Below are 12,560 nucleotides of genomic sequence, written 5' to 3' on the forward strand. Positions count from 1 at the left end.
ACTTTTAGACGTCTATACCGCTAGATACTAAAGAGAAGACAAAGTAAGTCAACGCTATTCATCTTAAACATAGCTTTAGATGAATTATTTTCAACATGGGGATTTTAGCCGCTAACTACTCGCTAAATATGCATTAAGACAAATAGTTAGCTAACAGAATCATCTCAGCTATTCGAAAGGGGTGTATTGAATAAGATTAATCCACCACTCTTTAGTGCCAGAGGGCGTTTTTACAAACACATCATCGTCAACTTGTTTGCCGATAAGCGCCCGAGCCATGGGAGAGTCGATAGTGATGTAACCCAGCTTTGGGTCTATTTCATCGGTGCCAACAATGCGGTAGCGCACGATATCGCCTTCATCATTTTCCAGCTCGACCCATGCGCCAAAAAATACTTTGCCGTTTTGTTGGGGGTGATGGTCAACAATCTCTAGCGCATCTAAGCGCTTGGTTAAGAACCTTAATCGAGAATCGATGCGGCGAAGCTCTCGCTTACCTTCTTTGTATTCCGCGTTTTCTGAGCGATCACCCAGTGCTGCGGCTTCGGATACCGCTTGAGTTACTTGAGGGCGTTTAACCTTCCACAAGTACTTTAATTCTTCATCGAGTTTATGCCAGCCAGGGCGAGTGATTAAATTGGTTTTCATAGCTACGTAGTTAAGTCTGCCTAAGCCGATTATAAACGACTTAGGCAGCAAACTCGCAAGCTTTAACTAGAGGATATGTGCTTGGGTGGTTTCGCGTTTCACCAATTCAACTGGAGGAATACGGAAGTTATTGCTAGCACCACCATTTAGCATGTCTAAAATGGTTAAGGCGGCAGCATAACCGGTATCAAATATGGGTTGACGCACTGTAGTTAGCGGCGGAATGAAAAACGCCGAGCCCGGCACATCATCAAATCCAATCACCGAAACCCGCTCTGGCACTGGTCGCTTGGCTTTGTATAAAGCCAACATTGCGCCATGTGCGGTTAAATCATTAGAAGCAAAAATAGCACTAAACTGACGCTTGTTGGTTAACAAACGCTGCACCGCATCAAAACCGCCTTGTTCGGTAAAATCGCCCTGCTCAACCAGCTGCAGCTTCACAGGCAAACCTGCGTGCTCCATGGCCTGGCAATACCCTTCATAACGTTGCTGAGCATCGGGATGCCCCTCGGCACCTTTAATATGCACAATCTCGCGGTGGCCCAATTGAATAAGATGATTGGTGGCCATGTAAGCGCCCACTGAGTTTTCAATCTTTATCGAACGTAAGCGGGCTGCTTCTAACTCACGGCCTAAAGCAACAATGGGTCTCTTCTTTGAAAACTCGACTACCTGTTCGTCACTCAACCCGCCAGTTACAATGATAATTCCATCCACCGAGCGCGATAACAGCAGCTGCATCGACTCCATTTCTTCTTCGCTATTCCAGTGGCCCGTTACAATAATATGTGAGTAACCTTGAGCCAGTAGAACTTCTTCAATTCCATTTAAAATAGATGAATAAAACGGGCTGTCTGGGTCTTGCACCAATACACCAATTGTCATGGTGCGGCTGCTAGCACTGGCTCCGGTTTGCTGGCCAGGTTTATAGCCAAGCTCAATCATTGCAGCTTGAATTTGCTTACGTTTTGCATCAGACACATAAGTGGTTTGATTCATAAACCGAGATACAGTGCTAGGTGAAACCCCAGCCAACGCAGCGACATCATAAACAGTTGAGCGTTGCTCTAATTTATTCTTATCTTTCACATTGATTCTCTGACAACTAACACTAGTTCGCATTATATCTCTCCCGGTGTTGCTAAATAGTGATAGCGACCTAGAAAGATATAACTCCCTGTCTCACTATAACCGTCTACTTAGCCAAGAACTTGTTTTCAATGATATTGAGCGTTAGAACGCCGTGACAGATCACATAATCTGCTGGTGCTTACACCCAAGTATCAGTAATTACTTAATTTTTGAAGCAATAAAGGCCGACATAATGTCGGCCTAAAATACTTAATTGTTATGGATTTACTTACTTGAGACGGTGTTCATCCAACACTGTAGTCACCCATACCAAAGGCGCATTCCAGTTGATGGTAATTTCGTTCAAGGTCCATGCACCAATTTCATCGGCAAAACAAGTTTGGCCAACACAGCCGCCCTTCATACCTGCCGCAACTGGGTCGCTAAAGCTGATTGAATTTGGTCCACCCGATAATGCGCCAGGTGCCGGTTTTGGTGAATTAGCATCAGCTTGATGCGCCCAAAAACGGTGGTGCGGATTCTTAAGCGGGTTGCTGCCGTAACCAGTGATGTATGACTGATCAAGCGGGTTACGCCCTAAGATGTAATCCATGGCATGTATCAAAGCTTGCATGTACTTACTATTGCCACTGTAATCACTTGCATAGGTAAGGAAAATACCGCGATTCACTAAGTTTGAGTTAGACCCCCAAGGATACTGCTCTGCGCTGTATGGAATGTGGTAGCCCTCTTTTGTCATTAAAGAGCTGTATGCATCGGCAGTAGCAACAATCTTAGCGCGCGCTTTATCACGAGTTGCTTGATCTAACTTGCTAGGGACAAGAGCTAGGCTCAAGGTGCCTGCTGAACTTAAATCTTGCCAGAATAAGTCACCTTTAGCGGTTTCATCACCTACTGGCGCCGCTAAGAATGCAGGAGATGCTTTAGCTGCTTCTAAGTACTTAAATTCACCTGTAGTAATAAATAGCTCTGCCGCTGCCCAATAAAACTCATCAGCTAGTTCTAGATCCCCGTATGGGCCAGAGCCAGTGAAGTTATCATAAGCGTATACTTCTGGGTGTTTATTGGCAGCTTGCCAAGCACGGTTTGCCGCAGTTAAACACTGAGCAGAGAAATCTGCATCAATATCTTTCCAAATACGCGCACACTGGGCTGCGGTTGCAGCTAGGTTTAAGGTTGCGGCAGTACTAGATTGGCCAACATGGCGCTTTTGAGTATCTTTGTGCGGCGGCAATGGCATACCGGTCCACTTCTCATCGGCTACCTTATGGAACGCCATACCAGAGGCGTCAATTTCGGTTAGCTTAAGGGAACGAATGTTTTCTTGTTGGTTACCCACAGGCACCGATACTTTACTGCCTTCTGGAATTTGCATCGCTAGCATGAATTCCATGTTCCAGCGCGCTTCATCCAATAGATCGTTAACACCATTGCCCGCTTCTGGCATCGGTTGCTTGCCATCGGCAAACGGTTCGCTGGCGCCTTCAATAAACTGTGAGCGCTCGTACAGGTTCATTAAGGTCCAAGTACTAATGCCGCCGTTTACCACATACTTACCGTGGTCGCCCGCGTCATACCAACCGCCAGTGAGGTCCATGTCAAAATCACAACCTGGCCACTTGTTGCCTTTGTCATCGGTTTTATTAAAACAGCTTACTACATCTGGCACATGCCCTGCTGGGCGCGCCAAGTTTGGACGTTGTACAAACTCTGGCTTAATCTCGATACCGCTTCGGTTCTGGTAGAAGTAAGCTAAGGCATCATGTTTCAGCTCACTATATATATCGTCGGCGATTTTGAAAGGATGACTAGTTTGACCATCCACATCTAACACCAAGTTTTCATGCTTGGTGGTTAAAGCAGAAAAATCCGCTTGATGCACTGTTTCGCCAGACGCAGCATTCACCCCAAATATTTTGGTTTTACCGGTTAGCAGGTGATTGCCTTCGGCATCTTTCACTCGCCAAACGCGAGGCTGTTGTTCTTCGCTGCGAATCACCGCAATTTTTTCTGATTTAGGATAGAAACCAATCTGATTTAAACGAATATTAGGAATTTTGTTTACGATTACGAACGACTTACCTTTCACCGAGATATCGCTAAAACACAGAACCGCTTCTTTTTGGGCTCCTAGCTGGAACTGAAACTCGGTTTTAGCATCACTCTTTTGATCTTGAGTGAACTTGAAGCTAAAGGCTTTTGGCTCAGTGCCAATCTCTAATACTTGATTAAAGTATTGCGTATAAGGCGCACCATTATGCTGAATTAGTGCAGTAAAGGCCGTGTCTTTGTTGGCGCGCGCCACAAAGTCGATAGCATAGTCTTGGTCTTCTTCTAAACCAAATCCGCGCTGGCCTAAAATTACATCCCATGGGTTAGAGCCGGCACGCTTAATGTCCATGCAGGCTTCGCCGTCTTTGGCTACTAATTCGGCACCGCTAGACCACCAGCCGGTGGTTCCATTGCTAAAATCAGTATTACTAAGCATTTCATCGCTAGCCGCTAGTGCTGGGGCACTGATTAAACTCGCCAATACAATGCTTTGGCTAATACGGCTTAAACTAAAATTGATAAGAGTCTTGTCGCTCGCGCTCATTTCGCTCTCCTTGAACTGAGGCATTAAAATCTAACTTCACTCTAATTCAGCAAGTCGGTTTTGTTGATGGGCTTAGCTCACATAACTATGACCAAGGGCCTGCAACAAAACGTATCTATGAAGTGCCCATGAAAAATTTGTCACGCTGTGAAATAGTTTTCACGCTATTAAGATTCTACATATTAACTTTTCTGCTTGATGCCAGTTAATAAGCGAATAAGATAGAGGGCACTTTCTTTTGCTGCAGCAAGCAGCGCCTCTAAAATTACATAAGCCCATGCAAAATTTAGAACAACAAATTGCTTCAGATATCAACGCACAAGCTCAACAAGTGAGTGCCGCCATTAAGCTTCTTGATGAAGGTTCAACGGTTCCTTTTATTGCCCGCTACCGTAAAGAAGTTACCGGCGGATTAGATGACGGGCAATTACGCTTGTTAGAGCAACGCTTAATTTATTTGCGTGAGATGCAGCAACGTCGCAGCGCCATTCTTAAATCTATTGCCGAACAAGACAAACTTACTCCGCAATTAGAACAAGCCATTAATGCAGCAAGCAGTAAAACAGAACTAGAAGATCTCTATCTTCCTTACAAACCCAAACGGCGCACTAAAGGGCAAATTGCCATTGAAGCGGGTATAGAGCCTTTAGCAGAGCTTTTGCTAAGCCAGCCAGATACCAGCCCAGAAAGCCTAGCCGAAGATTTTATTAATAGCGAAGCAGGTTTTACCGACAGCAAAGCAGTATTAGATGGCGCCAAATTCATACTGATGGAGCGCTTTGCCGTGCAAGCCCCGCTGCTAGCTAAGCTTCGTTTATTTTTACAACAAAATGCCTCTGTAAAGGCGGAGGTTATCGATGGTCAGCAACAAAATGGTCAGAAATTCCAAGACTATTTTGACTACCACGAAGCCATAGGAAAAATACCTTCTCACCGCGCTTTAGCCATATTGCGAGGGCGCAATGAAGGCATACTTAACCTAAGTGTAGAAGTTGAGCAAGAGGACGGGCTAAACCACCCTGCCGAGCAAATGATCCGCGACTATTTTGCTTTAGCCCCTAAAGGGCATGCTAGCGACCGTTGGATAGCGACCGTGGTGCAATGGACCTGGCGAGTAAAATTAAAACTACAACTAGAAACAGAATTGCTCAATCAACTACGTGAACGTGGCGAAGACGAAGCAATTAGTGTGTTTTCGCGTAACTTAAATGATTTATTGATGGCAGCCCCTGCAGGGCCTAAAGCCACCTTAGGTCTAGATCCTGGCTTGCGTACTGGGGTTAAAGTAGCGGTGGTTGACGCTACCGGTAAATTGGTTGCCTACGATACCATTTACCCTCACGCGCCACGAAATCAATGGCAAGACTCGCTTAAAACATTAGCGAGCTTAGTGACTAAACACCAAGTTAAGTTGATTAGTGTGGGTAACGGCACCGCCTCGCGTGAAACCGATAAACTAGCCGCGGATCTCATAAGCATGTTGCCACCGCAAGGTTTGCAAAAAGTAATGGTAAGTGAAGCTGGAGCCTCGGTGTATTCTGCCTCAGAGTTAGCAGCACAAGAATTTCCAGAGTTGGATGTGTCGATTCGCGGTGCAGTGTCGATCGCTCGCCGGCTGCAAGATCCCTTAGCCGAGTTAGTGAAAATTGAGCCCAAAGCAATTGGTGTTGGCCAATACCAACACGATGTGAGCCAAAGCAAACTATCACAACAATTAGACAGCGTAGTTGAAGACTGTGTAAATGCCGTAGGTGTAGATGTAAATATGGCTTCGGCACCACTGCTAAGTTTTGTGGCAGGTTTAAACACCACCATAGCGCAAAACATTGTGGCCTACCGCGACGAGCACGGCGCGTTTAAGTCACGCGCAGCAATTAAAAAAGTGGCTCGTTTAGGGCCTAAAGCCTTTGAACAAGCCGCGGGTTTTTTACGGATTAACCAAGCGAAAAATGCTTTAGATGGTTCGGCGGTTCACCCCGAGGCTTATCCCGTAGTACAGGCCATTGCTGAGCATAGCCAGTGTGAAGTTAGCCAGTTGATTGCCAACGGTGAGCGCTTAAACAAACTCGACCCGAAACAGTTTATTAGCGACAAATTTGGTCTACCCACTGTAACCGACATTATTGATGAGCTTAAAAAACCTGGTCGCGATCCTCGCCCTGAGTTTGCAACCGCCACCTTTAAAGAGGGTGTAAACACCATTAGCGATCTAAAGCCAGCCATGCTGTTAGAGGGCGTTGTGACCAACGTAACTAACTTTGGTGCCTTTGTTGATGTTGGCGTGCATCAAGACGGTTTGGTACATATCTCCTGCTTAGCCAATCACTTTGTGAAAGATCCTCATCAAGTGGTTAAAGCCGGTGATATTGTTAAGGTAAAAGTGCTGGAAGTAGAAGTACAACGCAAACGCATTGCCCTTAGCATGCGCTTAGATGAAGACGTCCGCTCTACTCCATCTACAAACAAAACAAAACCAACACCCAATAAGCCTCATTCGGCCAAAAAGCCGCAAGCTAGTGCGCCGATAAATAGCGCCTTTGCAGATGCTTTTGCTAAAGCGAAGAAATAAATTTAAGCGGAGATTTAAATTAAGCTTGTAAGCTTAGTTGAGATTGCGGCTTAAAGGCCGCAGCACTGCTATAGCGCTGTTCGATGGTTTGATTACGCTGCGCCATTTGCTGCGCAATATCGGGGTAGCGTTGCTGCAAAGCTTGAGCATTTTGCTGCTCTCGCGCTTGCTGAGTAGGTTCAAACTCGGCACCTTCGGCAGCAATGGTGCCAAAGGCTGAAGGTTGTTCGTCTGATGCCAGCAAACCTGGCGGTTGCGCATGATTAAGTTCGCGTTGTGCTTCGGCTGCTTTTTGTTGAGCCTGTGCGGCTACTTGCCGGTCTTGCGAGGAAGGCTCTGCGGGTGCTAGCGCCGCCCGTTGTACCTGCTCCATTTTTGCAATGGTAGCCTGTGGGTCGTCGGGGATTTCACTCACATCGATAGACACTTCACCGCCTACCGCATATTGCTTTCCATCTGGGCCACGTTCAAACTCAAAAGAGGCGGCACTGGCGTATTGCCCGCCTACCGCTTGATGTTGCGCTTCGTGGGTGCGTACTTCTTGGTCGCGCGCACTTAGCTCATCAACTTTCTTCTGTTCGCTTTCGCTAAGCTCGTTTTGGCCTTTTTGTCTGGCACTGGGTTGATCAGAACCGGACTGGTCTTGGCTGCCTTTTTGCTCGTCTTGTTTACCCTGCTGCTCGCCTTGTTGCTCGCGACCTTGCTGCGCTTCACGCTCGTTTATTTTAGCTTGCTGCTGTTCTTGAACTTGTGGGTATTGAGCCGTATTTTGCGGCTTGCTGCGATCTTTCTCAGCGCCTACCTCGGGCTCTTTAGCAAAACTAGCGACTTCTTTGGGCTGAGCTATCACCTGACGCAACTGATTGTCGCGACGAGCGGAATCCGTAGGCGGAGTTAAGGTATTGGGGAAAACATTAGGCAAGCTAACATTGATATTCATACTAGGCCTCTACATCCAGTAAAGTGCCTAACATTTTTGATTCGGTTTGTATCACCTTAGCGCCAGCTTTAGCATAAAGCTCAGCTTGGCTAAGGCTCACCATGGCATCAACCACTTCGTTCTGCTGTGGTTCACGTTTTGTCGCTACTTCAGCAAGGGTTTGAGCACTTTCACTAACCTGCTGATTTGCATTAGCAATAATTTGAAAACCGCTACTTGCTGCGCCAATTTGCATATGCCCTCCGCTTAGTTAGTTGCCGCCTCGATCATAGTTAGCCTTAATTCTAGCAAATTGCTCACTTTTACACCACTATACTGCGCGCAAAGCTGAGTACTTTTTCAGCAAATAGCTGCTTCTCAGAGATGAATGGTGCATGCGAAGAACTAGCAAACAGGTATTGAGTAGCCTCAGGATGAAGCTCGGCATGTTGCTGCATAGCGGCCTTTGGCACCAGCGCATCACTACGACCATATAGCTGTAACCAAGGCATTGAGATTTGTGCCAATTCATCGCGTAAGTCTTGGCTTTGCAATAGCGCTAAACCCTGTTCTAAGGCGCTAAGCTGGGGTAGTGGTCTACTTGCCAGTAGCTCTCGCAACTGCTTGATATCTTGCTTAGCTTGATCGCTTCCCATGGCTTGAATGGCCAAAAATTGCTGTAAGGTTTTCTTAAAATCTTGCTGTAAACCGCTGGCAAAACCATCCAGCACTTTTGCCTGAATTCCCGGCCACTCCGATTTAGCGATAAAGTGGGCCGAGCTGGCCACAGTAATTAGACCCGCAACCTGCTGTGGCTGGTGAATAGCTGCATACTTTGCTACTAAACCACCTAAAGACCAGCCTAGCCAAATGGCCCGCTCCGGCACCTGAGCACTAATAGCTTGCACCATGCCGTCTAGGCTAAGCGGCCCAATAGCAGGAGAGTGACCAAAACCGGGTAAGTCCACCAGATATACGCTGAAATGCTCGGCTAATAGCTCGGTAACAGGCTGCCATACAGCGCCGTTTAAACCCCAACCATGAATAAGAATGAGCGCAGGGCCTGAGCCATGACGTTCAAAATGCAATTTGCTCATCTACACTTAACTACTCATCAAAAAGGATGCTCATGTTAACTAGATTTCACGCGGCTTTAAACTCCCGCTTAGTTTTGTCTAAACACTGTGATTTTTGTTTTCAAAGCAAAAGGCTCAATCAGGTTTGTTGCGACAGCTGCAGCGCTCTGCTGTTAACGCCGAACCAACACCGTTGTGAGACGTGTTATTTGCCCTTAGCAGAGCCAGGAATATGTGGCGAGTGCCAAGGCAACATTCCTTTTTACGATCAAGTAATCTGTTTAAGTGACTACCAATGGCCGATAGAGCCGGTGATTAAAGCCTACAAATACGCCAAACAGCAACACTTGGCGAAGCCCTTAGGCCACCTTATTTGGCAGCATATTCAACATACTCAAGCAATGCTGCCAGATGTTTTTTGTCCAGTACCTTTGCATTGGTTTAAGCAATGGCAACGCGGTTTTAACCAAAGTGAGGTTTTATGTAAGAATTTGGCAAAACACGCAGCTAAGCCAATGCAAAAGCCGTTTACGCGCAAACATTATGGTTCAAGCCAGGCAGGACTTACCCGCCGCCAGCGACAAAGAGCCTTGGCGGCCAGCTTTAGTTGCCAAGATACGCTTAACTATAAACACTGGGTAATCGTTGATGATGTTGTAACTACCGGCAGCACCGCTAACGTGCTAGCTAGGCAGCTTAAAGATTCCGGCGCTGAACGAGTCGACATCTGGGCTATTGCACGCACCCCAAAACCTTCACAACGAAGATAAGCACTCGCAACACTAGCAGCGCTGTTTAAAAAGCCGTACAATAAACCTTAGTATTTTAGTCAGGTATCGAGGAAGCAGATGGTATCGATCTCAGAAACAGCTCAACAGCATTTTGTTAAGTTGCTAGAACAACAGCCTGAAGGCACCCATATTCGTGTATTTGTGGTTAATCCTGGAACACCAAGCGCAGAGTGTGGCGTATCGTATTGCCCACCAGAGTCGGTTGAAGAAGATGATACCGCGCTACAATTCGACGGCTTTAAAGCCATGGTTGATACCGCTAGCGCGCCGTTTTTAGAAGAAGCCGAAATCGACTTTGTGACCGACAAAGTGGGTTCACAACTTACGCTTAAAGCACCAAATGCCAAGATGCGCAAAGTAGATGATGACGCTCCTTTGATTGAGCGTGTTGAATACACCATTGAAACTCAGGTTAACCCTAATTTAGCCTCACACGGTGGTAAAGTTAGCGTAATGGAGCTAACCGAAGAAGGCGTGGTAGTGCTTCAGTTCGGCGGCGGTTGTAATGGCTGTAGCATGGTAGATGTTACGCTAAAAGAAGGCATCGAAAAGCAGTTGCTTGAAGCCTTCCCTGGTGAGCTAACCGGTGTTAAAGATGTTACCGAGCACCAAGCTGGTGAGCACTCTTACTACTAGGCTCAGCGAACTACAAATACAAAAAAGCCTATCATTTGATAGGCTTTTTTGTTGCTAGCTTATGGCGCTTATCACTACTCTTCGCGCTGGTCGCGTGCAAGCAAATCAATAGCAGCTTGTTTAGCTTGTTTCCCTTTGTAGAGCACTTGATAAACCTGCTCCACTATTGGCATTTCAACTCCAACTCTTTCAGCTAACAAATAGACTTCTTTAGTATTGCGGTAACCTTCTACTACTTGGCCAATTTCGCGTTCGGCTTCCTCGAAGGATTTTCCGGCGCCTAGTGCCAAGCCAAAACGGCGATTACGGCTTTGATTATCAGTACAGGTAAGCACTAAATCACCTAAGCCAGCCATGCCTTTAAAGGTTTCAGGATCAGCACCTAAGGCCTTACCCAAACGCGCCATTTCGCGTAAACCGCGGGTAATTAAGGCAGTACGTGCATTTGCACCAAAGCCTAAACCGTCGGCTAAACCGGCGCCAATCGCAATAACGTTTTTAACTGCGCCACCAAGCTGCACGCCAATAATATCGTTATTGGTGTACACCCTAAAGCTTCGCTCACAGTGCATAACCTTCGCCAAATAGCGCACAAACTCAGCATCTGAAGATGACGCAGAAATGGCGGTAGGTAAACCTGCTGCTAGTTCTTTAGCAAAAGTAGGCCCAGAGATCACCGCTAGCGACACCTGTTCACCTAAGGCATCAACCGCAACCTCAGACAACAAATGTCCGGTATTTGCTTCTAAACCTTTGGTTGCCCAAGCTACTCGTGATTGTTCACTTAACATTGGCTTTATCTGACGCATTACATCAGCGAAAGCAAAACTAGGCACTACCACTAGCAAGTTGTCACTTTGCGCAACCGCGGTGGCTAAATCAGCTTCTAGTTCTAGGCTTTCGGGGAAAGCAACCCCAGGCAAGAAGTCTTGGTTTTCACGGGCTGCATCAAGCGCAGCCACGTGCTCAGGCTCATGACCCCATAACACGGTACGTTGTCCATTTCGAGCAATCGCAATTGCCAACGCGGTACCGTATGAGCCTGCGCCCAATACGGTCATAGTAGCCTTTGAGTTAACCATTAAGCGTCAGCTTTAGCCGCTTGCTGTTGTTCTGCTTGCTGTTGTACATAGTTAGCAAACAAAGCATCAAAGTTAACTGGCGCTAAGTTAATTTGTGGGAAAGAACCACGGTTAACTAGGTTAGATACCGCTTCACGTGCGTAAGGGAAAAGAATGTTAGGGCAGTAAGCGTTAATTGCGTGAGCAAGTTGAGGCTCCGGCATGTTACCTAAAGTGAAGATACCACCTTGGTGAACTTCACATAAGAATGCAGTTTGCTCGCCAACTTTAGCAGTAACGGTAAGTGTTAATACTACTTCAAATACGTTGTCAGCTAGTTTGTTGCTAGTAGTGTCTAGGTCAACCTTAACTTCTGGTTTCCACTCTTGTTGAAAGATTTGTGGAGAGTTAGGCGTTTCAAAAGAAATATCTTTTGTGTAAATACGTTGAATTGCAAATTCTACTTGTGGTGCTTCAGTGGTTGCTGCTTCAGCCATGATAATTACCTTTAATACATTTATTTAAAATTGCTTAATCGCTAGAGCGCTAGCCATTAAAACTCGATCTTACTTCTTAGTGATCGGTAGGTTTGCTGATTTCCAATCGGTCATGCCGCCGCGTAGGTTATACACTTTCTCAAAACCGCCTTTAACCAGAGCGTTAGCCGCTGAGCCTGAACGCATCCCTGTTTCACATACAACGATAATGGGGTTGCCCTTTAAATTTTCAATAGGCTTAAAGTTATTAGCCTGTATTTGGGTTAAAGGAATGTGACGTGCGCCCGCAATATACCCTTTTTTGTACTCGTCGTTAGTACGAACATCCACCACTACTGCATCTTCTTTATTAATGAGCAATGTAGCTTCGTGATTGCCTACCGAGGTAACCTTCGACAGCATTGGTTGAATAAAAGTGTAGATAACGGCACCGAACAAACCTACCCAAGCGAATGAAATGATAGGGTTATTTCCGACAAATTCGACAACTTGCTGCATAGTATGACAATTCCAGTTAAGCAAATAGTTAGTGATATTGGGGCGAGAGTATACACCTGAGCGAGAAGAATAGCAGCTCTCAAGCGCGCCAAAGCTCGCAAATTGACCTAAGATTCATACACCAGAACAAATCTGAGCAAAAACAACTAATCTCGGTTGATTTGCGCTCAATCA

General features: G+C 46.2%; 12 protein-coding genes. 3 read left to right on the forward strand and 9 right to left on the reverse strand.

Annotated elements, in window-relative coordinates; translation table 11 throughout:
* Nucleotides 1–168: 168 nt before the first annotated feature.
* The 3 genes from greB to OV592_RS19020 form a co-directional block, all read right to left on the reverse strand.
* Entirely contained in the window at nucleotides 169–648 is a 480-nt protein-coding gene (gene greB, locus OV592_RS19010) for a transcription elongation factor GreB (RefSeq protein WP_152783402.1), read from the reverse strand.
* A 66-nt stretch (nucleotides 649–714) separates the two neighbouring features.
* Nucleotides 715–1,740: a substrate-binding domain-containing protein gene (locus tag OV592_RS19015; RefSeq protein ID WP_016403475.1), complete on the reverse strand. Its 1,026-nt coding sequence runs from the start codon at nucleotides 1,738–1,740 to the stop codon at nucleotides 715–717.
* 271 nt (nucleotides 1,741–2,011) lie between these two features.
* Nucleotides 2,012–4,339 carry a glycoside hydrolase family 9 protein gene (locus OV592_RS19020; protein ID WP_406609657.1) on the reverse strand — a complete coding sequence of 776 codons (2,328 nt, stop codon included), beginning with the start codon at nucleotides 4,337–4,339 and terminating at the stop codon, nucleotides 2,012–2,014.
* 277 nt (nucleotides 4,340–4,616) lie between these two features.
* Here OV592_RS19020 and OV592_RS19025 point away from each other — a divergent pair, with 277 nt between their 5' ends.
* Nucleotides 4,617–6,908, forward strand: coding sequence for a Tex family protein (locus OV592_RS19025; protein ID WP_406609658.1), 2,292 nt, complete (start codon nucleotides 4,617–4,619; stop codon nucleotides 6,906–6,908).
* Between the two features lie 19 nt (nucleotides 6,909–6,927).
* Here the strand turns inward: OV592_RS19025 and OV592_RS19030 are convergent, their stop codons facing one another.
* From OV592_RS19030 to bioH, 3 genes are all read right to left on the reverse strand, one after another.
* Nucleotides 6,928–7,848: a putative metalloprotease CJM1_0395 family protein gene (locus OV592_RS19030; protein ID WP_406609659.1), complete on the reverse strand. Its 921-nt coding sequence runs from the start codon at nucleotides 7,846–7,848 to the stop codon at nucleotides 6,928–6,930.
* A gap of 1 nt (nucleotide 7,849) precedes the next feature.
* Nucleotides 7,850–8,083 (reverse strand): hypothetical protein, encoded by a 234-nt coding sequence (locus tag OV592_RS19035; RefSeq protein WP_406609660.1) that lies wholly within the window; start codon nucleotides 8,081–8,083, stop codon nucleotides 7,850–7,852.
* Nucleotides 8,084–8,150: 67 nt separating this feature from the next.
* Nucleotides 8,151–8,924 (reverse strand): pimeloyl-ACP methyl ester esterase BioH, encoded by a 774-nt coding sequence (gene bioH, locus OV592_RS19040; RefSeq protein WP_406609661.1) that lies wholly within the window; start codon nucleotides 8,922–8,924, stop codon nucleotides 8,151–8,153.
* Nucleotides 8,925–8,956: 32 nt separating this feature from the next.
* Here bioH and OV592_RS19045 point away from each other — a divergent pair, with 32 nt between their 5' ends.
* Entirely contained in the window at nucleotides 8,957–9,673 is a 717-nt protein-coding gene (locus tag OV592_RS19045; RefSeq protein WP_406609662.1) for a ComF family protein, read from the forward strand.
* Between the two features lie 78 nt (nucleotides 9,674–9,751).
* Nucleotides 9,752–10,330, forward strand: coding sequence for a Fe-S biogenesis protein NfuA (nfuA, locus tag OV592_RS19050; RefSeq protein WP_016403468.1), 579 nt, complete (start codon nucleotides 9,752–9,754; stop codon nucleotides 10,328–10,330).
* A 74-nt stretch (nucleotides 10,331–10,404) separates the two neighbouring features.
* On the opposite strand, the gene gpsA is transcribed toward nfuA, so the two are convergent.
* From gpsA to OV592_RS19065, 3 genes are all read right to left on the reverse strand, one after another.
* Nucleotides 10,405–11,412: an NAD(P)H-dependent glycerol-3-phosphate dehydrogenase gene (gpsA, locus tag OV592_RS19055; RefSeq protein WP_152783388.1), complete on the reverse strand. Its 1,008-nt coding sequence runs from the start codon at nucleotides 11,410–11,412 to the stop codon at nucleotides 10,405–10,407.
* Entirely contained in the window at nucleotides 11,412–11,888 is a 477-nt protein-coding gene (gene secB, locus OV592_RS19060) for a protein-export chaperone SecB (protein ID WP_016403466.1), read from the reverse strand. The genes gpsA and secB overlap by 1 nt, the downstream gene beginning before the upstream one ends.
* A 69-nt stretch (nucleotides 11,889–11,957) precedes the next feature.
* A complete protein-coding gene (locus OV592_RS19065) occupies nucleotides 11,958–12,386 on the reverse strand; it encodes a rhodanese-like domain-containing protein (protein WP_016403465.1) in 429 nt (142 codons plus the stop codon).
* Nucleotides 12,387–12,560 lie beyond the last annotated feature (174 nt).

Source organism: Agarivorans sp. JK6, from assembly GCF_045277145.1.
GTDB lineage: Bacteria > Pseudomonadota > Gammaproteobacteria > Enterobacterales > Celerinatantimonadaceae > Agarivorans > Agarivorans albus.